16 protein-coding genes are annotated in these 20453 nt (G+C 73.7%); 12 read left to right on the top strand and 4 right to left on the bottom strand.

The genetic code is table 11. The features are described 5' to 3' along the window. Nucleotides 1-5: 5 nt before the first annotated feature. Nucleotides 6-1622, bottom strand: a complete 1617-nt coding sequence (locus ACZ407_RS04355) for a carboxyl transferase domain-containing protein (protein WP_468125357.1) — start codon at nt 1620-1622, stop codon at nt 6-8. Nucleotides 1623-1717: 95 nt separating this feature from the next. Between ACZ407_RS04355 and ACZ407_RS04350 the strand changes: the two genes are divergently transcribed. From ACZ407_RS04350 to ACZ407_RS04335, 4 genes are all read left to right on the top strand, one after another. After that, nucleotides 1718-2314, top strand: coding sequence for an SACE_7040 family transcriptional regulator (locus ACZ407_RS04350; protein WP_468125356.1), 597 nt, complete (start codon nt 1718-1720; stop codon nt 2312-2314). A 60-nt stretch (nt 2315-2374) separates the two neighbouring features. Further along, entirely contained in the window at nt 2375-3160 is a 786-nt protein-coding gene (locus ACZ407_RS04345; RefSeq protein ID WP_468125355.1) for a phosphatase, read from the top strand. 89 nt (nt 3161-3249) lie between these two features. Further along, a complete protein-coding gene (locus ACZ407_RS04340; RefSeq protein ID WP_468125353.1) occupies nt 3250-3459 on the top strand; it encodes a type II toxin-antitoxin system VapB family antitoxin in 210 nt (69 codons plus the stop codon). Next, nucleotides 3456-3878, top strand: coding sequence for a PIN domain-containing protein (locus tag ACZ407_RS04335; protein WP_468125352.1), 423 nt, complete (start codon nt 3456-3458; stop codon nt 3876-3878). The genes ACZ407_RS04340 and ACZ407_RS04335 overlap by 4 nt, the downstream gene beginning before the upstream one ends. 54 nt (nt 3879-3932) lie before the next feature. Here the strand turns inward: ACZ407_RS04335 and tesB are convergent, their stop codons facing one another. Next, complete coding sequence (gene tesB, locus ACZ407_RS04330; RefSeq protein WP_468125351.1) at nt 3933-4817, bottom strand: acyl-CoA thioesterase II; 885 nt, start codon at nt 4815-4817, stop codon at nt 3933-3935. Nucleotides 4818-4822: 5 nt separating this feature from the next. Then, the gene (locus ACZ407_RS04325) at nt 4823-5980 is read right to left on the bottom strand and encodes an acyl-CoA dehydrogenase family protein (RefSeq protein WP_468125350.1); all 1158 of its coding nucleotides are present in this window, start codon (nt 5978-5980) and stop codon (nt 4823-4825) included. Nucleotides 5981-6199: 219 nt separating this feature from the next. Between ACZ407_RS04325 and ACZ407_RS04320 the strand changes: the two genes are divergently transcribed. From ACZ407_RS04320 to ACZ407_RS04310, 3 genes are all read left to right on the top strand, one after another. Beyond that, entirely contained in the window at nt 6200-7168 is a 969-nt protein-coding gene (locus ACZ407_RS04320; protein WP_468125349.1) for an IclR family transcriptional regulator, read from the top strand. Between the two features lie 289 nt (nt 7169-7457). Beyond that, nucleotides 7458-7925 (top strand): hypothetical protein, encoded by a 468-nt coding sequence (locus ACZ407_RS04315; RefSeq protein WP_468125348.1) that lies wholly within the window; start codon nt 7458-7460, stop codon nt 7923-7925. A 244-nt stretch (nt 7926-8169) separates the two neighbouring features. Then, entirely contained in the window at nt 8170-9342 is a 1173-nt protein-coding gene (locus ACZ407_RS04310; RefSeq protein WP_468125347.1) for a serine hydrolase domain-containing protein, read from the top strand. Between the two features lie 67 nt (nt 9343-9409). On the opposite strand, the gene ACZ407_RS04305 is transcribed toward ACZ407_RS04310, so the two are convergent. Continuing rightward, the gene (locus ACZ407_RS04305) at nt 9410-11350 is read right to left on the bottom strand and encodes a PucR family transcriptional regulator ligand-binding domain-containing protein (RefSeq protein ID WP_468125346.1); all 1941 of its coding nucleotides are present in this window, start codon (nt 11348-11350) and stop codon (nt 9410-9412) included. 139 nt (nt 11351-11489) lie between these two features. On the opposite strand from ACZ407_RS04305, the gene speB reads away from it, so the two are divergent. The 5 genes from speB to ACZ407_RS04280 all read left to right on the top strand — a co-directional run bounded on the left by speB (nt 11490) and on the right by ACZ407_RS04280 (nt 20438). Then, nucleotides 11490-12452, top strand: coding sequence for an agmatinase (gene speB, locus ACZ407_RS04300; RefSeq protein ID WP_468125481.1), 963 nt, complete (start codon nt 11490-11492; stop codon nt 12450-12452). A 39-nt stretch (nt 12453-12491) separates the two neighbouring features. Continuing rightward, nucleotides 12492-14174 carry a thiamine pyrophosphate-binding protein gene (locus ACZ407_RS04295; protein ID WP_468125344.1) on the top strand — a complete coding sequence of 561 codons (1683 nt, stop codon included), beginning with the start codon at nt 12492-12494 and terminating at the stop codon, nt 14172-14174. Between the two features lie 110 nt (nt 14175-14284). Then, entirely contained in the window at nt 14285-18169 is a 3885-nt protein-coding gene (locus tag ACZ407_RS04290) for an ABC transporter ATP-binding protein (protein WP_468125343.1), read from the top strand. A 134-nt stretch (nt 18170-18303) separates the two neighbouring features. Then, the gene (locus ACZ407_RS04285; RefSeq protein WP_468125342.1) at nt 18304-18756 is read left to right on the top strand and encodes a hypothetical protein; all 453 of its coding nucleotides are present in this window, start codon (nt 18304-18306) and stop codon (nt 18754-18756) included. Between the two features lie 248 nt (nt 18757-19004). Further along, entirely contained in the window at nt 19005-20438 is a 1434-nt protein-coding gene (locus ACZ407_RS04280) for a S28 family serine protease (RefSeq protein ID WP_468125341.1), read from the top strand. Nucleotides 20439-20453 lie beyond the last annotated feature (15 nt).

Raw genomic sequence — 20453 nt, 5'->3', positions numbered from 1 at the left:
GGTCCTCACATGCGGAAGATGCCGAAGGCCGGATCGCCCAGCGGGGCGTTGCCGCAGGCCGTCAGGGCCAGACCCAGCACCTGCCGGGTCTCCATGGGGTCGATCACGCCGTCGTCCCAGAGCCGGGCGGTGGCGTAGTAGGCGTTGCCCTGCTCCTCGTACTGGGAGCGGACGGGGGCCTTGAAGGCCTCCTCCTCGTCCTGGGACCAGTACTCGCCGCGGGCCTCCAGCTGGTCCCGCTTGACCGTGGCCAGCACCGAGGCGGCCTGCTCCCCGCCCATCACGGAGATCTTGGCGTTGGGCCACATCCACAGGAAGCGGGGGCTGTAGGCCCGGCCGCACATCGAGTAGTTGCCGGCGCCGTACGAACCCCCCACGACCACCGTCAGCTTGGGCACGCGGGTGCAGGCCACGGCCGTCACCATCTTCGCGCCGTGCTTGGCGATGCCGCCGGCCTCGTAGTCCCGGCCGACCATGAAGCCCGAGATGTTCTGGAGGAAGACCAGCGGGATGCCGCGCTGGTCGCACAGCTCGACGAAGTGCGCGCCCTTCTGGGCGGATTCGGCGAACAGGATGCCGTTGTTGGCCACGATCCCGACCGGGTGGCCGTGGATCCGGGCGAAGCCGGTGACCAGCGTCTGGCCGAACTCGGACTTGAACTCCTGGAACCGGGAGCCGTCCACGATCCGCGCGATGATCTCCCGGGCGTCGTAAGGCGTACGGGAGTCCACCGGCACCGCGCCGTACAGCCCCGCCGGATCCACCTTGGGCTCCTCGGGAGCCTCCACCGGCCACGGCAGCGGGCCGCGCTCCGGAAGGGTGGCCACGATGTTGCGGACGATCCGCAGGGCGTGCGCGTCGTCCTCCGCGAGGTGGTCCGTCACACCGGAGATACGGGAGTGGACCTCGCCGCCGCCGAGCTCCTCGGCGGTCACCACCTCGCCGGTGGCCGCCTTCACCAGCGGCGGGCCGCCGAGGAAGATCGTGCCCTGGTTGCGGACGATGACGGCCTCGTCGCTCATGGCGGGCACGTACGCGCCGCCCGCCGTGCAGGACCCGAGGACCGCGGCGATCTGCGGGATCCCGGCGCCCGACATGCGGGCCTGGTTGTAGAAGATCCGGCCGAAGTGCTCGCGGTCCGGGAACACCTCGTCCTGCATCGGCAGGAAGGCGCCGCCCGAGTCGACCAGGTAGAGGCAGGGCAGCCGGTTCTCCAGCGCCACCTCCTGGGCGCGCAGGTGCTTCTTGACGGTCATCGGGTAGTACGTGCCGCCCTTGACCGTGGCGTCGTTGGCCACGATCACGCACTCGCGGCCGCTGACCCGGCCGATGCCCGCGATCACGCCCGCCGCCGGGGCCGCGCCGCCGTACATGCCCTCGGCGGCCAGCGGGGCCAGCTCCAGGAACGGCGACCCGGGGTCGAGGAGGGTGTCGACGCGGTCGCGGGGCAGGAGCTTGCCGCGCGCGGTGTGCTTGGCGCGCGCCTTCTCCCCGCCGCCCGCGCGGGCCGCCTCCAGGCGGGCCCGCAGCCCGTCCGTGAGCTCCTGGTGGGCGGCCTCGTTCGTCCGCCAGGCCGCGGAGGCCGGGTCCGCGGCGCTCGCCAGCACCGGTGCCTGCTGCATCCGTCGAGCTCCCTTGCTCGGTCCATGCGGTTAATGAGCGTTAACGCCGCCCTCAGGTTAACGAGCGCTAACAGCCCTGTCTAGAATGAATTCCCATGAGCACCAGAGCCGCCGCGCCCACCCGCCGCGAGCAGATCCTCAAGGAGGCCGCGCGCCTCTTCGCCGAGCGCGGGTTCCACGGCGTCGGCGTGGACGAGATAGGCGCCGCCGTCGGCATCAGCGGCCCCGGCCTCTACCGGCACTTCGCCGGCAAGGACGCCATGCTCGCCGAGCTGCTCGTCGGCATCAGCGAGCGGCTGCTGACCGGCGGGCGCTACCGGGTGGCGGAGGCCTCCGGGGACCCGGCCGACGTGCTCGCCTCGCTCATCGACGGCCACATCGACTTCGCCCTCGACGACCGGCCCCTGATCACCCTGCACGACCGCGAGCTGGACCGCCTCCGGGACGAGGACCGCAAGCTGGTCCGCCAGCTCCAGCGCCAGTACGTCGAGCTGTGGGTGGACGTCGTACGGCAGCTGCACCCGCTGGCCCCGGAGGCCGAGGCCCGGGCCGCCGTCCACGCGGTCTTCGGCCTGCTGAACTCCACCCCGCACCTGGGGTCCGCCCACGGCGCCGGACCGGCCGGGCGGGACGCCGCCGAGTCCCTGCTGCGGCGGCTCGCACACGGGGCCTTCGGGGCGCTCTCGGGCTGATCCGTCCGGACGGCGGAACGGACCGCCCGCCTCCGCGCGGACGACGGCAGAATGGGCGCCATGCCGATACCCAGCCGCGCCGCCCTGATCGAGCACCTCGTCCGCACGCGCATCGCGGGGGAGGTGGCGACCCCCCGGGACAACAACCTCTCCCACTACCGCAAGCTCGCCAACGGAGACCGCCACTACTGGCTGGGGCTGGAGCTCGGCGACCGCTGGGCCGACGAGCAGGACGTCCTCGCCGTCATGGCCGAGCGCTGCGGGGTCGTCGACGACCCGGCGCACCGGCACGGCCAGGACACCATCGACCCCGAGCTGACGGTGGACGCCCTGGAGCGGATGGCCGCCCGGCTGCGCAAGGCGGCCCTCGACCGGCAGTCCGTACTGCTGGCCACCGGGCACCCCGGCGGGCTCCTCGACGTGCACCGGGCCACCGCGGCCGCCCTGCGGGCCGCCGGCTGCGAGATCGTCGTGATCCCGCAGGGGCTGACCGCCGACGAGGGCGCGGTCTGGCAGTTCGCGGACGTGGCGGTCCTGGAACGGGGCGCGACCCTCTGGCACACCCACTCGCCGAACCCGATGGCGGCGATCCTCGACGGCCTCGCCGCGACCGGCCGCCCGCAGCCCGGCCTGGTGGTCGCCGACCACGGCTGGGCGGGCTGCGCCGCGCAGCGCGGCCTCGACGTGGTCGCGTACGCCGACTCCAACGACCCGGCCCTGTTCCTCGGCGAGGCCGAAGGCACCGTCGAGGTCGTCGTCCCCCTGGACGACCACGTCCGCGACCCCCGCTTCTACGACCCCCTGACGGCGTACCTCCTGGACGCGGCGGGGCTGGCGGGGGCTTGACCCGTGCGGGTGAGGGTTGTTGCCCCACCAGGTCGGCAGACCTATGCTCCATATGGAGTTGCCCAGGGAAGGATATGGCGATGGCCAAGATGTCCAACCTCTATGTGGAAGTCGACGACGAGGCGCTCAGCGAGGCCGCCTCGATACTGGGCACGAAGACCAAGAAGGACACGGTGAACGCCGCCCTCCTCGAAGTGGCGAAGCGCCATCGCCGCCTGAAGGCGCTGGAGGCACTCACCGCCATGGCCGAGCGCGGGGATTTCGAGATCCTCAGGGACAAGAAGAACTACCGCCGGTGAGCGCGGTGACGCACCTCATCGACACCTCGGCGATCGTGCGTGTCCTTGAGGACAAGGCGGTTCAAGCCCGCTGGGCCGACCACTTGGTCGAGGGGGTGATCGCGGTCTGCGAAGTCACCGAGCTGGAGCTGCTCTACTCGGCCAGGACGCTCGGTGACCGGATCGCCAAGCAGGAGCAGCTGGCCGAACTGTTCAACCGGGTGCCCATGCCCGATGACGCGGTCCGGCGGGCACTCACGGTGCAGCGGATACTCACGGACAGGGGAGAGCACCGGAGCGCAGGCCCGGTGGACCTGCTGCTGGCGGCCACGGCGGAACTGAACGGCCTGACCCTGCTGCATTGCGACGCCGACTTCGAGACGGTGGCCAGGGCCACCGGGCAGCCCACCGTGTGGGCCACCAGGCCGGGCGCGGTCTAGCCGGTGCTGGTCCGGCAACGCAGCGAGAGGCCGTGACACGGTGGACCTCTGCGGTCACGGCAAGGAGGACCGCGGTACCCGGACCACGCCCTCCTGGATGACCGTGACGGCCAGGCGGCCGTCCTGGGTGTAGATGCGGGCCTGGCCCAGGCCGCGGCCGCCGTGGGCCGAGGGGGACTCCTGGTCGTACAGGAGCCATTCGTCGGCGCGGAACGGCCGGTGGAACCACATCGCGTGGTCGAGCGAGGCGCCCACCACGTCGCCCACCGCCCAGCCGCCCCGGCCGTGCGCGAGCAGCACCGAGTCGAGCAGGGTCATGTCGGAGACGTACGTGGCCAGGCAGATGTGGAGCAGCGGATCGTCCGCCAGCTTCCCTTCGGTCCGGAACCAGACCTGCGTGCGCGGCTCCCGCGGTTCGCCGACCGAACCCCAGGGCGGGGTCGTCGCGTACCGCAGGTCCACCGCCCCGCGCGCCTCCAGCAGCCGTTCCACCGTGCCCGGGTCGCGGAAGATCCCGCGGTGGGCCGGCAGCGCCTCGGCCGCGGTCGGCAGGGACTCGGGGTCCGGCGCGGCGGGCATCGGGCTCTGGTGCTCCAGCCCCTCCTCGTACGTCTGGAAGGACGCGGAGAGGTGGAAGATCGGCTGCCCGTGCTGGAGCGCGACCACCCGACGGGTGGTGAAGGACCGGCCGTCGCGGATCCGGTCCACCGTGTACACGATCGGCGCACCCGTGTCGCCGGTCCGCAGGAAGTACGAGTGCAGCGAGTGCGGCAGCCGGTCCGCGGGCACCGTACGGCCGGCGGCGACCAGGGCCTGTGCGGCGACCTGCCCGCCGAAGACGCGCGGCACCAGGGAGGTCCGGCTGGTGCCGCGGAAGATGTTCTCCTCGATCTGCTCCAGGTCGAGCAGATCGAGGAGATCCGTCAGTGCCTCGTTCAAGAGGGTCAGAGACCCATCGACTTGGCGATGATCGACTTCATGATCTCGCTGGTGCCGCCGTAGATGCGGTTGACGCGGTTGTCGGCGTACAGGCGGGCGATCGGGTACTCGTTCATGTAGCCGTAGCCGCCGTGCAGCTGGAGGCAGCGGTCGATGACGCGGTGCGCGACCTCGGTGCAGAAGAGCTTCGCGGAGGCGGCCTCGGCCGGGGTCAGCTCGCCGGCGTCCAGGGCCTCCAGGGCGCGGTCGGCGACGGCCTGGGCCGCGTCCACCTCGGCCTGGCAGGCGGCCAGCTCGAACTTGGTGTTCTGGAAGTGCGCGACCGGCTTGCCGAAGACGGTGCGGTCCGTCACGTACTGCTGGGCGAACCGGACGGCCGCGGCGGCCTGGGCGTACGCACCGAAGGCGATGCCCCAGCGCTCGGAGGCCAGGTTGTGGCCGAGGTAGTAGAAGCCCTTGCCCTCCTCGCCGAGCAGGTCCTCGACCGGGACCTTGACGTCGACGAACGCCAGCTCGGCGGTGTCGGAGGTCTTCAGGCCCAGCTTGTCGAGCTTGCGGCCGACCGAGTAGCCCTCGGACTTGGTGTCCACGGCGAAGAGGGAGATGCCGAAGCGGCGGTCCTGCTCGCTCGGGGCGGAGGTGCGGGCGCAGACGATCACGCGGTCGGCGTGCACACCGCCGGTGATGAAGGTCTTGGCGCCGTTGAGGACGTAGTGCGTGCCGTCCTCGGAGAGCTTGGCGGTGGTCTTCATGCCCGCGACGTCGGAGCCGGTGCCCGGCTCGGTCATCGCCAGCGCCCACATCTCCTCACCCGAGGTGAACTTCGGGAGGAAGCGCTTCTTCTGCTCGTCGGAGGCGAGCATCTTGATGTAGGGGAGGGCGAGCAGCACGTGCACGCCGGAGCCGCCGAAGTTGACGCCCGCGCGCGAGGTCTCCTCGTACAGGACGGCCTCGAACTTGTGGGTGTCCAGGCCCGCGCCGCCGAACTCCTCGGGGACGTTGATGCCGAAGATGCCCAGCTCGCCGAGCTTGTAGTAGAAGTCGCGCGGCGCCTGGCCGGCCGCGAACCACTCGTCGTAGACCGGGACGACCTCGGCCTCGATGAAGGCGCGGAGCGTCTCGCGGAACGCCTCGTGGTCCTCGTTGAATACCGTACGGCGCACGGCCGCCTCCTTGCGTCTACGGGCCGACTCGTCGATCGGACTTTCGGCTAAGCGCTTGCTCAGATTAATAAGTTACCGGGGAGTCACTGCGGCTGTCCAGAGGAGCCGGACACGCCCCCGAAACCTTTCGCCGCGGCGGCGGCCGCCCGGCATCCTGCTGGCGAGCCCGGGGCCGCGCCAGGGGGGATGCGGCGGGGCGGAAGCGTTTCGGGGGACAGCATGACGTGGTCGGCCGGAGTGTCGGCGGAGGCCGTGGCGGAGGTCGTGGCGGGGGTCGTGACGGAGGTTGTGGCGGAGGTCGGGCCCGGGGCCGGACTCGGGCCGGATGCCGGATCGGAGTCCGGGGCGGGGTTCGGATCGGGGTTCGGGCGGGAGTCGGGACCGGCGTCCGGTGCGGGCCGGCCGGTACGGGCGGGCGGACGGGCGGCGCGGGGCGGGGCGAAGGGCCGCGGCCGGGGCACGGCGGGGGCCGCGGCGAGCGTCGCGCCGGAAGCCGCGTCCGCGCCGGGGGAACGGGGCCCCGGTCAGGGCCGCGGGGTGCTGGAGGGCGCCTTCGCGCTGCTGGAGGCGCTCCGGATGCACGGGGACGAGGCCGGGGTGACGGAGCTCGCGCTCGCCTGCGGGGTCCCCAAGGGGACCGTGCACCGGCTGCTGGACCAGCTCGTGGCGGTGGGCGCGGTGGAACGCAAGGGCACCCGCTACCGCGTCGGGCCGCAGATGTTCCGCCTCGGCCAGTCCTGGCAGCCGCACCCCGGGCTGCGGGCCGCGGCCCGGCTGCCGCTCCACCGGCTGCGCGCGGTCACCGGCGCGAGCGCGGTGCTCGCCGTGATGCGCGAGGACCTGGCCATGACGGTGAGCTCGGTGCCCGGCGACCTCGAACCGCTCGTCCCGGTCCGAGACGGCATGAGCTTCCTCCTCGACACGGCCGCCGGGCAGGCCCTGCGCGGCCCGCGGCGGACGGCTCCACTGCTCGACAAGGAGGCCGTGATGGACGGGGTGACCTGCGCGGCGGTGCCCGTTCGCACGGTCGACGGGCGGACCGTGGCTGCCCTGGCCGGACTCGTGCGGGCGGGCCGCTCGCTGGAATCGCTGGCCCACGCGGTCGCCGAGACCGGGCTCGCCATCTCCAAGGCGCTGGCCCGCGGGGCGGGCGGTCCCGGCCCGCTCCCGCCGGTCGTCGTGCCCTGACGGCGGGGGTGTCGGCGGGGTGTCGGCGGGTGTCGGGGGTCGGCGGGCGTCGGGGGGTCGGCGGGCGGGCGCGGAGGGCGTGGGGCCGGGCTCCCCACAGGCGGCGCCGGGGGCTCGCGACAGGCGCGGCGGGGGCGCGCCCGGTCTGCGGCGGGGCGCGGCCGGGTCTGTCTGCGGGCGCGTTCCGCTCAGCGGAACGCGTGTGGAGGGGAGGCGGGGCGGACCGGCACCTTGGTGGACGTGCCGGGGAGGGGCCCCGGCGAACGGATGGACCCACGGGGGGAATCCCATGTTCGGCAAGCGCACCGCACGCATCGTCACCGCCGCCGCATTCGGTCTGGGCAGCCTGGCCGTCTTCGCGGGCACGGCCCAGGCCGAGCCCATCGACTACGTGCGGATCGAGCTGCTCGACCTGACCTGCCACCAGCAGAGCGAGGGCGACCACGACGAGGCGTACCTCAAGATCACCGACGCCAACGGCAACCAGATCAAGGTCTGGCCCGGCAGTGCCAAGTACCAGACCATGGGCACGAACTACGTCCGCTCGCTGAGCGACGGCAACGGGAACGCGGCCCTCGTCCTGGGCCGCGAGCAGGCCCGCACCCTGACCCTCTGGGACTACGACACGACCAGCGGCGACGACAAGCTCGGCGCCACCCTGGTCACGGGCAGCGAGGCCGGGGGCGAGGTCCAGTACCGCTCGCTGGAGGGCTCCGGCGGGGTCTACACGATCGCGTACCGGGTCATCGACATCTGAGTCGGGTCACCCGCAGCGATGTGACACCACGTGATGAGGGGGCGTCCGGCCGCGCCGGGCGCCCCCTCGGGGATTTCCCCTACAAGCGCCCCGAGGTGAGGGGGCGTTACCCCGAAGGGGGTGGGGCTCCAAGGTCGTCTTGGAGGAGGATTCGACCACGCTCCGTAACCGCCAGGATGGGTGTTGTCAGCGACCGAGTGCTCACGGAGCGCTCACCGAGTGCCACGACCACCCAGGAGTGACCATGAACCGCCGCACGCGCACCGCCGTCACCGCAGCCCTCCTCCTCGGGCTGGCCGGTGGCCCCGCCACCGTCACCGTCACCGCCACCGCCTTCGCCGCCCCGGCCGCATCGCCGCCCGGGCCTGCCGGCACTGCCGCCACACCGGTCGGCCCGGACGCCGAGGCGCTGCGCGCCGGGATCGCCGGGCTTCCGGACCGGGAGGCGACGGCGGCCCTGATCCGGGTCGGCGGGAAGGGCCGGTGGACGGGCACGGCCGGGGTGCGCGACCTGCACACCGGCGCCCCGGCGCTGGACCATGCGCGCTTCCGGGCCGGTTCGACCACGAAGGTGGTCACCGCGGCCCTCGTCCTCCAGTTGGCGGCCGAGGGCAGGGTGGATCTGGACGAGCCCGTGGACACCTACCTTCCGGGCCTCCTCCCCGCGAGCTTCAGCAAGCCGGTCACCGTCCGGCACCTCCTCAACTTCACCAGCGGCATCCAGTCGGGCAGCTCCCTCGGTGACACCGTCGAGGAGGAGTACCCGCACCGCTTCGAGACCCTGCCGTTCGAACAGGTCGTGGCCGAGGGGCTGAGCCGGGGCCCGGAGTTCGATCCCGGCACGCAGCAGCACTACAACAACATCAACTACACGATCCTCGGGATGCTGATCGAGAAGGTCACGGGGGACGCGTACGCCCACCAGGCCGAGGTGCGGATCTTCCGGCCGGTCGGTATGACCGGCACCTCGTTCCCCAAGCCCGGCGACCCCCGCATACACGGCCCGCACAACCGCGGCTACCAGCTGATGGACGGCCGGCCGGTCGACGTCACCGACTGGAACATGACGGACCGCTTCGCCGCCGGGGACATGATCAGCACCACCCGCGACCTGGAGCGCTTCCTCTTCGCCCTCTTCCGCGGCCGGGTCGTCCCCGAGCCCCAGCTCCAGGAGATGTTCACCGTCCCCGACATCCCGGGGGCCACCCGCAGTGCCGGCCTCCAGCGGCTCGACGGCGCCGGGCCGGGCGGGGCCGCGGTCTGGGGCAAGACGGGCTCACGCCCCGGCTACCACACGGTCATCGCGGCCACCCGCGACCTGTCGCGGACCCTCGTCTACTCCGTGAACAGCACCGACGCGAAGGGGGACGGGATGAAGATAGTCCAGCGCTTCGGACTGGCCGCCTTCAACCGCTGACCGGCTGCGCGCCCCCGGTGAGGCGCCGCTCGCCCGGCAGTTCCCCGACAGGGCCTGATCCCAGGCCCTAGGGGTGGCGCAGGGCGAACCACAGCTCCATGCGGGTGTCCGGGTCGTCGAGGTCGCGGCCCAGCAGGTCGGTGCAGCGGGCGATGCGCTGGCGGACCGTGTTGCGGTGGATGCCCAGGGCGGCGGCCGACCGGTCCCAGCTGCCGTGGTGGGCCAGCCAGGCCCGCAGCGTCTCGCGCAGCGCGGGGGAGAGCGGGCCGAGCAGGGCCTCCGCGTGAGCGCGGGCCTCGGCCTCGCCGACCAGCCCGGCGAAACCGGCGTCCGCATGCCGCGCCAGCGGGGCCCGGGCCGCTTCGGCGCGCTCCAGAGCGCGGGCCGCCTGGGCGTCGGCGACGGCCAGTGCGGCCGGTCCCGCGGGGGCACTCAGTCCCAGCCGCCAGCCCGGCTGCGGCCCCGGCACCCGCTCGGTGAGCAGCCGGACGTACGAGCCTTCGGCCGCGTAGAGGGCGGTGTCCAGGGACGCGGCGAGCGCCGCCGGGTCGCCGGACCCGCGGGCGTGGACCACGGTCCGAACACCGGGCCCGAGCGCGTCGGCCGGGCTGCCGCCCAGCAGGAGGCGAACCAGGGCGGCCGCCTCGCCCCCGCCGGGGGCGGTGCGCGCGGCCAGCAGGGTGAGGAGCACCGCGGCCACCCCGGCGATGGTGTGGTCGCCAGGGGTGCGTTCGGGGGTGGCGATGACCAGCACCGGACCGCCGGCACGGGCCGCGTCTCCCGTCCGGCCCAGGGAGTAGGCAGCCAGATGGTGGCCCCCGGCCGTGTCCGTGGCCGTGGCCGGCCCCCCGGGGCCGGTCCGACGGGCCAACGCGGCCAGTGCCACCAACGCCTCCGCGGGCGGCAGCACCCCGGCGGCGTGGGAGGCGGCGGTCAGGTGCGGGGCAGGGGCGGCATGGGCGGCGGGACCGGCGGGCGTGCCGGGGGCGGCGGGGGTGTCGGGACCGGCGGGGCCGGCGGGGGTGCAGGGACGGGCTGGGGCGGAGGAGGTGCCGGGGACGGCGTGGGTGCCGGGGGCGGCGTGGGCAGAGGGGGTACCGGGACCCGCTGGGGCGGCAGGGGTAGAGGGAGCGGAAGGGACGGCGTGGGCGGCGCCGCGGCTCGCAGCGGCGGCGGGGCTGGACGGGGCGGAGGAGGTGGTGGGGGCGGCCGGGGCGGCCGGGGTGGCAGGGGTGGTGTGCGGGTCGGGGGCCGGGTTTGCCTGAGGTTCCTGGTCGGCGGGGAGCAGGGCGGCCCAGCCGCCCAGGGTGGCGGCGAGGCGGCGGAGGACCGCCGGGACCGGGTCCGGGCGGGCGGCCGCCGAGGCCAGGGCCTGCTGGGCCTCGGTGACGCGGCGCAGCTCGCGGGTGCGGGCCTCGGCCATCAGCCGCCAGACCGACCGGGCCACCGCCGTGAAGGGGGTGCCCGGCGGGATCTCCAGCAGGGGCAGGCCCTGCCGCTCGCAGGCGGCCACCAGGGCCGCGGGCACCGCCGCGTGCACCGGTGCCACGCCGAAGCCGAGCGCGGCCACCCCGGCCGCGCCCAGCCGGGCCACGTAGGAGGCGTAGGCCTCGGGACGGGAGCCCAGCTCCTGGCCGGCGGTCAGCAGCAGCTCCCCGCCGAGGAGGTACGGCGAGGGGTCGGCCATCTCCGAGGCGTGCACCCCGTACACCTCGGCCCGGGTGCCCCCGGCGGCTGCCCGGAGCCCCAGCGCCGGGTCCCCGAGCAGCGCCTCCAGGGCCACGGGCGTGCCTTCGAGACCGCCCGAGGGGCCGCCCGCGGGGGTGCCCGCTGGACCGCTCGCGGGTGTGCCGGCGGGACCGGCTGCGGCACCGCGCGCGGGTGTGCCGGCGGGACCGCCCGCGGGGTCGGCCGCGGGTGTGCCGGCGGGGCCCCGGGCGGGTGCGGGCGGCGGGACGGGTGCGGGCGGCGGGACGGGTGGGGTGGGGTCGGGGAGGGGGGTCGGCATGGATGGTCCGTACATTCCGGAGTCAGGCTATGGAGGAAACGTACGCTTCGCAGTATCCGGCGGGCCACTTACGCTCGGAGGAGGACCCGGGACCCCCAGCCCGGGCGGCATGACACAGAAGGCACAGAAGGGCACCCTCATGAGCACGCAGCCGCGCGGCCCCGTCGACTCCTCCCGCATCCCCCGGTACGCGGGCCCGGCCACCTTCGCCCGGCTGCCCCGCCTGGACGAGGTCGGCTCGGCCGACGTCGCCGTCGTCGGCGTGCCCTTCGACTCGGGCGTGTCCTACCGCCCCGGCGCCCGCTTCGGCGGCAACGCCATCCGCGAGGCCTCCCGCCTGCTGCGCCCGTACAACCCGGCCCAGGACGCCTCCCCGTTCGCCCTCGCGCAGGTGGCCGACGCCGGCGACATCGCGGTGAACCCGTTCAACATCAACGAGGCCGTGGAGACGGTCGAGGCCGCCGCCGACGAGCTCCTCGGCAACGGCTCCCGCCTGATGACCCTCGGCGGCGACCACACCATCGCCCTGCCGCTGCTGCGCTCGGTCGCCAAGAAGCACGGCCCGGTCGCCCTGCTGCACTTCGACGCGCACCTGGACACCTGGGACACCTACTTCGGTGCCGAGTACACCCACGGCACCCCGTTCCGCCGCGCCGTCGAGGAGGGCATCCTCGACACCGAGGCCCTGTCCCACGTCGGCACCCGCGGCCCGCTCTACGGCAAGCAGGACCTCGACGACGACGCGAAGATGGGCTTCGGCATCGTCACCTCGGCCGACGTCTACCGCCGCGGCGCCGACGAGATCGCCGACCAGCTGCGCCAGCGCATCGGCGACCGCCCGCTGTACATCTCCATCGACATCGACGTGCTCGACCCGGCCCACGCCCCGGGCACCGGCACCCCCGAGGCGGGCGGCATGACCTCCCGCGAGCTGCTGGAGATCATCCGCGGCCTGTCCTCCTGCAACCTGGTCTCCGCGGACGTGGTCGAGGTCGCCCCGGCGTACGATCACGCCGAGATCACCTCGGTCGCGGCCTCCCACACCGCGTACGAGCTGACCACCATCATGAGCCGCCAGATCGCCGCGGCGAAGGTGCAGTAACGAAGGTGCAGTAACCGGCCAAGAAGGGCGCGTACGAGCGTGACGCACGACCACGACCTGGTTCTCCGTCCCACCGAGGCCCAGACGGCGGCCGCCCTGGCGCCGCCGCCGGGCCGCACGGGCGGGGACCTGGTCGTGGAGACCCTGCGGAGCCTCGGCGCCACCACCGTCTTCGGCCTGCCGGGGCAGCACGCCCTCGGCGTCTTCGACGCGCTGGGCCGCTCCGACCTGCGCCTGGTCGGGCTGCGGGTGGAGAACAACGCGGGCTTCGCCGCCGACGCCTACGGGCGGATCACCGGCGAGGCCGCCCCGCTGCTGCTCTCCACCGGCCCCGGCGCGCTCACCTCCCTGGCCGCCCTCCAGGAGGCCGCGGCCGCCTCCGCCCCCGTGGTCGCCATCTGCTCCCAGGTCCCGGCCGCGGGCCTGGGCGGGGGCCGGCAGGGCCACCTGCACGAGCTGCGCGACCAGGCGGCGTCCTTCCGGGACATCGTGAAGTCGGTGCACACCGCCCGCACCCAGTCCCAGATCCCCTCCGCGATCGCAGCGGCCTGGGAGTCGGCGCTGACCGCCCCGCACGGCCCGGTCTGGGTGGAGATCCCCGAGGACGTGCTCCGCGCCGAGACCGTGATCCCGCAGGTCACCGGCGTGGACGCGAGCCCGCACGAGCTCGCCCCGCGCCCCGAGCTGACGGCCCTCGCGGCCCACTGGCTGGAGAACGCGGCCCGCCCCGTGATCATCGCGGGCGGCGGGGTGGTGCGCGCCGACGCCTCCGGCAAGCTCCGGCAGCTCGCCGAGCGGCTGAACGCCCCGGTGGTCACCACCTTCGGCGGCAAGGGCGCCTTCCCCTGGACGCACCCGCTCTCCCTCCAGTCCTGGCTGGAGGACCGCCACATGACGGACTTCCTGGAGGACGCCGACGTCCTGCTGGTCGTCGGCTCGGGCCTGGGCGAGCTGTCCTCGAACTACCACACCTTCTTCCCCGGCGGCCGGGTCGTGCAGATCGAGGCCGACCTCGGGAAGCTGGAGTCCAACCACCCGGCCCTCGGCATCCACGCCGACGCCCGCCTGGCCCTCCAGGCCCTGCTGGAGACCGTGGCCGAGCGCCCGGACCCGTACGCCCCGGCCCGGGTGCAGATGGTCCTCGCCGAGATCGAGGCCCGCCTCGCCGGGCAGGACCTCGGGCTGGAGCGCTCCCTCCTGGCCTCGATCCGCTCGGCCCTGCCGCCCCGCTCCCCGTCCTTCTGGGACATGACGGTGCTCGGCTACTGGGCCTGGTCCGCCTTCGACCCCCGGCACCCCAACACCATGCACTCCGCCCAGGGCGCGGGCGGCCTCGGCTACGCCTTCCCCGCCGCCCTCGGCGCCGCCGTGGCCGAGCCCGGCACCCCCGTCCTCGCCGTCTCCGGCGACGGCGGAGCCATGTACTCGATCGCCGAGCTGGCCACCGCCCGCCAGCACGACCTGGACGTCACCTGGCTCATCGTGGACGACGGCGGCTACGGCATCCTGCGCGCGTACATGACCGACGCCTTCGGCCGCACCACCGGCACCGAGCTGACCCGCCCCGACTTCGCCGCCCTGGCCGAGTCCTTCGGCGTACCGGCCGCGCACACCACGCCGGAGTCCCTGGCCGCGGACCTCAAGAAGTCCCTCGCCACCCCGGGCCCCTCGGTCCTGGTCCTCCCGGCCGTCCTGAAGATGTTCGCCCCGACCCACCTGTAGCCGCCCCGCCGCGGCCGCCCCCGGGCCGCCCGGATTGTTGCGGCGGGATGAAATCGGCAGCTCGCCGCGTTGGGCCTTCCGGCAGGACAGGACGAAACGGGGAGGCTCACGTGGCGGTGGCGGAGACGGCCGGGAAGCAGGGATGGGCCAGGCGACTGGCCGGATACACCTGGCGGTACCGGCTCAACGTGCTGCTCGCGCTCGGCTCCTCGCTGGCCGGCATGGCCGTCATGGCCCTCGTGCCGCTCGTCACCAAGGTGATCATCGACGACGTCATCGGCGACCGCAGCAAACCCATGGCCCCCTGGGCGGGCATGCTCATCGGCGCGGCGGTCCTCGTCTACGTGCTGACGTACATACGCCGGTACTACGGAGGCCGCCTCGCCCTCGACGTGCAGCACGACCTGCGCACCGACATGTACGCGACCATCGCCCGGCTCGACGGCCGCCGCCAGGACGAGCTGTCCACCGGCCAGGTCGTCGGCCGCGCCACGAGCGACCTGCAGCTGATCCAGGGCCTGCTGTTCATGCTGCCGATGACCATCGGGAACTTCCTGCTCTTCGGGATATCCCTGGCGGTCATGCTGTGGCTCTCGCCGCTGCTGACCCTCGTGGCCCTCGCCATGGCCCCCGCCCTCTGGTTCATGGCCAAGCGGAGCCGGATCAAGCTCTTCCCCGCCACCTGGTACGCCCAGGGCCAGGCCGCCGCCGTCGCCACCGTCGTGGACGGGGCCGTCACCGGCGTCCGCGTGGTCAAGGGCTTCGGCCAGGAGGAGCAGGAGACCGGGAAGCTCCGCGAGGCCGGCCGCCGGCTCTTCGCCGGGCGGCTGCGCACCATCCGCCTGAACTCCCGCTACACCCCCGCCCTGCAGGCCGTACCGGCCCTCGGCCAGGTCGCGATGCTCGGCCTGGGCGGCTGGATGGCCACCCGCGGACAGGTCACCCTCGGCACCTTCGTCGCCTTCTCCACCTACCTGGCCCAGCTCGTCGGCCCGGTCCGGATGCTCGCCATGGTGCTCACCGTCGGCCAGCAGGCCCGCGCCGGCGTGGAACGGGTCCTGGAGCTCATCGACACCGAGCCCGCCATCGAGGACGGCACGGTGGAGCTGCCCGCCGACGCCCCCGCCACCGTCGAGTTCGACGAGGTCTCCTTCGGCTACGGCACCACCGGCGACGGTGCAGCCGGCGAGGCGTCCCTGCGCCCCGTCCTCGACGGCTTCTCCCTGAGCATCGCCCCCGGCGAGACCGTGGCCCTGGTCGGCGCCTCCGGCAGCGGCAAGTCCACCGTCTCGCTGCTCCTGCCCCGCTTCTACGACGTCACCGGCGGGGCCGTGCGGGTCGGCGGGCACGACGTCCGCGAGCTCACCCACGACTCCCTGCGCGCCGCCATCGGGCTGGTCCCCGAGGACAGCTTCCTCTTCTCCGACAGCATCCGCGCCAACATCGCGTACGGGCGCCCGGAGGCCACCGAGGAGGAGATCCGGGCCGCCGCCCGGGCCGCGCGCGCCGACGGGTTCATCGAGGCCCTGCCCGGCGGCTACGACACCAAGGTCGGCGAGCACGGCCTGACCCTCTCCGGCGGCCAGCGCCAGCGCCTCGCCCTCGCCCGCGCCCTCCTCACCGACCCCCGCCTGCTCCTCCTCGACGACGCCACCTCGGCGGTCGACGCCCGGATCGAGCACGAGATCCACGAGGCCCTGCGGGCCGTCATGGCCGGCCGTACCACCCTCCTGATCGCCCACCGGCGCTCCACCCTCGCGCTCGCCGACCGGATCGCCGTCCTCGACCGCGGCCGGCTCTCCGACGTCGGCACCCACGAGGAGCTGGAGCAGCGCTCGGCGCTCTACCGCCGCCTGCTCACCGACCCCGACGCCCTGGCCGCCGGCTCCCCGCGGCTGCCCGAGTCCGACGCCGCGGTCATCGCCGACCTGGAGCGCGACCTCGAGGACCTGGAGATCGAGGCCGAGATCGACGCCGAGCCGGTCAACGCCAAGCGGCGGCTCGCCGACGGCATCACCCCCGAGCTGTGGCGGCGCCCCGAGGAGGACGGATCCCGCCCCGGCGGCCCGGCCGCCCCCGGAGCCGCCGCCGCGGCCGCGCCCGGACCGCCCTCCGCGGCCGCCGCGGTGGCCGGCATGCCCGCCACCCCCGAGCTGCTCGCCCAGGTCGCGGCCCTGCCGCCGGCCCTCGACACCCCGGGCATCGACGAGGACCGGGCCGCGGCCCCCGAAGAGAGCTACGGGCTGCGCCGCCTGCTGCGCGGGTTCTGGGGACCGCTGGCGGTCAGCCTCGGCCTGGTCGCGGTGGACGCCGGCGCCGGGCTGCTGCTGCCGATCATGATCCGGCACGGCATCGACGAGGGCGTCCAGCGCCTCGCCCTGGGTGCGGTGTGGGCCGCGGCCGGCCTCGCGCTGGCCGTGGTGCTGGCCCAGTGGGCCGCCCAGATCGCCGAGACCCGGATGACCGGCCGGACCGGCGAGCGGGTGCTCTACGCGCTGCGCGTCAAGATCTTCGCCCAGCTCCAGCGCCTCGGCCTCGACTACTACGAGCGCGAGCTGACCGGCCGGATCATGACCCGCATGACCACCGACGTGGACGCGCTCAGCACGTTCCTCCAGACCGGTCTGGTCACCGCCGTGGTCTCCGTCTTCACCTTCTTCGGCATCCTGATCGCCCTGCTGGTCCTGGACGTGGAGCTCGCGCTCATCGTCTTCGCCACCCTGCCGCTGCTGGTCCTCGGCACGATCGTGTTCCGCCGCAAGTCGGTCCGGGCGTACGAGCTGGCCCGCGACCGGGTCAGCCTGGTCAACGCCGACCTCCAGGAGTCCGTGGCCGGGCTGCGGATCGTGCAGGCCTTCCGGCGCGAGCGGGCGGGTGCGGCCCGGTTCGCCGAGCGCAGCCACGGCTACCTGGAGGCCCGGGTCCGCGGCCAGTGGCTGATCTCCGTGTACTTCCCCTTCGTCCAGCTGCTGTCCTCGGTCGCCGCGGCGGCCGTGCTGATCGTGGGCGCCGGACGGGTCGAGGCGGGCACGCTCACCACGGGTGCGCTGGTGGCCTACCTCCTCTACATCGACCTGTTCTTCGCCCCCGTGCAGCAGCTGTCCCAGGTCTTCGACGGCTACCAGCAGGCCACCGTCTCGCTGGGCCGGATGCAGGAGCTGCTGCGCGAGCCCACCAGCACCCCGCCGGCCGAGCGGCCCCGCGAGGTGACCGCCCTGCGCGGGGAGATCGCCTTCGAGGACGTGCACTTCACCTACGGCACCGCCGAGGAGCGCGGCGCCAAGGGGGAGGCGCTGGCGGGCATCGACCTGCGGATCCCCGCCGGGCAGACGGTGGCCTTCGTCGGCGAGACCGGGGCTGGCAAGTCCACCCTGGTCAAGCTGGTGGCCCGGTTCTACGACCCGACCTCGGGCCGGGTCACCGCCGACGGCACCGACCTGCGCGAGCTCGACCTGACCGGCTACCGGCACCGGCTCGGCGTGGTCCCCCAGGAGCCCTACCTGTTCCCGGGCACCGTCCGGGACGCCATCGCCTACGGACGGCCCGACGCGAGCGATGCGGAGGTCGAGGCGGCCGCCCGCGCGGTCGGAGCCCACGCGATGATCGCCACCCTGGACGGCGGCTACCTGCACACCGTCGCCGAGCGCGGCCGCAACCTCTCGGCCGGCCAGCGCCAGCTGATCGCCCTGGCCCGGGCCGAGCTCGTCGATCCCGACGTGCTGCTGCTCGACGAGGCCACCGCGGCCCTGGACCTGGCCACCGAGGCCCTGGTCAACCAGGCCACCGAGCGGCTCGCGGGCAAGCGGACCACCCTCGTGGTCGCCCACCGGCTGAGCACCGCCGCACGCGCCGACCGGGTCGTGGTCATGGACCGCGGCCGGGTCGCGGAGGACGGCACGCACGCCGAGCTGCTCGCACGCGGCGGCCGGTACGCGCAGCTGTGGCAGACCTTCATCGGGAGCGTCGGCGAGGACGAGCCGGCCGCGGCGGCCTGACCCGGGCCGGGTCCGCCCGGGGGTCCCGCCCGGCCCCGGCACGGCCCCGCCCGGGCTGCGCCGGGGCCCGGCCGTGCAACCATTCCGGCCCTCCGTGCGTCGTAGAGGCGTACACATGGCGGAGGGGGACAAGCGTGTTCGAGGCGTGGGGCGGGTCCGGCCGGGCCCGCGGGACCGGCCCGGTCCGCAGGGTGCGCACGGTCCGCACGCCGGTACGGCGCGCCGCCCTGCGCATCTGGGGGGTCCTCGCCGTCGGGCTGTTCCTCGCCGTGGCCGCCCTGCCGGCCCCCGCGGCCCAGGCGGCGTCCGGCTGTTCCGGCCGGCTGGTGAAGACGCTCCCCTTCAGCACCGGCGAGGTCCGCGTGTACAAGACGCGCACCCACGCGTGCGCCGTCACCCTCCCCAGGCGGCCCGGCCGCCAGTACATGATGGTCAGCATCCAGCCTCGGGGCGGGGTCCCGGTCTCGGACGGGGACATGTACAGCAGGATGGCCGGCCCGGTCAGCGTCTCCGCGCTGAGCCGCTGCGTGTTCGTCCGCGGCCGGGTGGGATCGGGTTCGGTCTCTTCCGGCTGGATCCTGTGCTGATGCGGACCCGCTCCGGACCTGATGCGGACCTGATGCGGACCTGATGTAGTCCCGATGTGGGCCCACGTACGGACACATCTGACGTCGATTCGATCCGACCCGGTCTCACCTGATCCGTCTCGGTTTGCCGGCGCTGTTCGGCCCCTTTTCCGGACCCGTGCGGCGGCGCGCGCCAACCGGGTCTGTTCACAAGCGTGTTGCCCCCGCTAGGTTTCACCGCGTTCGCAGTGTTTTCAAGGGGAGGGTGCATGCGCAAGGCGCTCAGATGGCTGCTGTCGCTCGTGGTGCTGATCGGCACGATGGGCGCGGCCGGCGCGACGGCCGGGGCGGCCACCGCCGCCGGTGCCGCCGACGGCCCGGACATCAAGGACCGCATACTCGCGGTCCCGGGGATGAGCCTCATCGAGGAGAAGCCGTACCCGGGCTACCGCTTCTTCGTACTGAACTACACGCAGCCGGTCGACCACCGGAAGCCGAACGGTGCCACCTTCCAGCAGCGGCTGACCCTGCTGCACAAGGACACCACCCGGCCGACGGTGTTCTTCACCTCCGGCTACAACGTCAACACCGCCCCGCGGCGCAGTGAGCCGACGACGATCGTCGACGGCAACCAGGTGTCGCTGGAGTACCGCTTCTTCAACCCGTCGCGCCCCGACCCGGCCGACTGGTCGAAGCTCACCATCTGGCAGGCCGCCAGCGACCAGCACCGCATCTTCAAGGCCCTCAAGGCCATCTACCCGAAGAACTGGCTGGCCACCGGCGGCAGCAAGGGCGGCATGACCGCCACCTACTACGAGCGCTTCTACCCGCGCGACATGGACGGCGTCGTCGCGTACGTGGCGCCCAACGACGTGGTGAACAAGGAGGACTCGGCCTACGACCGGTTCTTCGAGAAGGTCGGCACCAAGGAGTGCCGCGACCGCCTGAACGCGGTGCAGCGCGAGGCCCTCGTCCGCCGTGAGCCGCTGGAGGCCAAGTACCAGGCCGCCGCCGCCGAGAACGGCTGGACCTTCAACACCATCGGCAGCCTGGACAAGGCCTACGAGGGCGTGGTCCTGGACTACGTCTGGGCCTTCTGGCAGTACAGCCTGCTGAGCGACTGCGCCGCCATCCCCGCCGCTGCGACCGCGAGCGACCAGGAGATCTGGGACACGGTCGACGCCATCTCCGGCTTCTCGGCCTACACCGACCAGGGCCTGGAGACGTACACGCCGTACTACTACCAGGCGGGCACCCAGCTCGGCTCGCCCGACATCAAGCTGCCCCACCTCAAGGGCCTGAGCCGCTACGGCTACCAGCCGCCGCGCAACTTCGTGCCGGCCTCCATCCCGATGAAGTTCAAGCCGCAGGCGATGCGCGACGTGGACCTGTGGGTGCGCAACAACGCCCGCCACATGCTCTTCGTCTACGGCCAGAACGACCCGTGGGGTGCCGAGCCCTTCCACCTGGGCTACGGCGCGCGCGACAGCTACGTGATGACCGCCCCCGGCGCCAACCACGGTGCCAAGGTCGCCGGCCTGGTCGAGGACCAGAAGGCCCTCGCCACCGCGAAGATCCTGAAGTGGGCCGGCGTGGCCCCGGCCGCCGTGCTGAAGGGCGAGGCCAAGGCCCGTCCGCTGGCCAAGGCCGACGCCCGGCTGGACCAGCGCGACCTGGAGCGCGAGCCGCAGCTGCGGCCGTAGCACCGGGAAGCGGGC

The organism is Streptomyces sp. NPDC030809, assembly GCF_055572195.1.
The sequence above is the reverse complement of the archived record's forward strand: the minus strand, read 5'-3'. Positions and strand labels throughout refer to the sequence as shown.

Coding starts and splice junctions, on each gene's coding strand:
- ACZ407_RS04355 (WP_468125357.1), bottom strand. CDS start 1,622: ATGCAGCAGGCACCGGTGCTGGCGAGCGCCGCGGACCCGGCCTCCGCG.
- ACZ407_RS04345 (WP_468125355.1), top strand. CDS start 2,375: ATGCCGATACCCAGCCGCGCCGCCCTGATCGAGCACCTCGTCCGCACG.
- ACZ407_RS04305 (WP_468125346.1), bottom strand. CDS start 11,350: ATGCCGACCCCCCTCCCCGACCCCACCCCACCCGTCCCGCCGCCCGCA.
- ACZ407_RS04315 (WP_468125348.1), top strand. CDS start 7,458: ATGTTCGGCAAGCGCACCGCACGCATCGTCACCGCCGCCGCATTCGGT.
- ACZ407_RS04350 (WP_468125356.1), top strand. CDS start 1,718: ATGAGCACCAGAGCCGCCGCGCCCACCCGCCGCGAGCAGATCCTCAAG.
- ACZ407_RS04280 (WP_468125341.1), top strand. CDS start 19,005: ATGCGCAAGGCGCTCAGATGGCTGCTGTCGCTCGTGGTGCTGATCGGC.
- ACZ407_RS04340 (WP_468125353.1), top strand. CDS start 3,250: ATGTCCAACCTCTATGTGGAAGTCGACGACGAGGCGCTCAGCGAGGCC.
- ACZ407_RS04310 (WP_468125347.1), top strand. CDS start 8,170: ATGAACCGCCGCACGCGCACCGCCGTCACCGCAGCCCTCCTCCTCGGG.
- ACZ407_RS04320 (WP_468125349.1), top strand. CDS start 6,200: ATGACGTGGTCGGCCGGAGTGTCGGCGGAGGCCGTGGCGGAGGTCGTG.
- speB (WP_468125481.1), top strand. CDS start 11,490: ATGAGCACGCAGCCGCGCGGCCCCGTCGACTCCTCCCGCATCCCCCGG.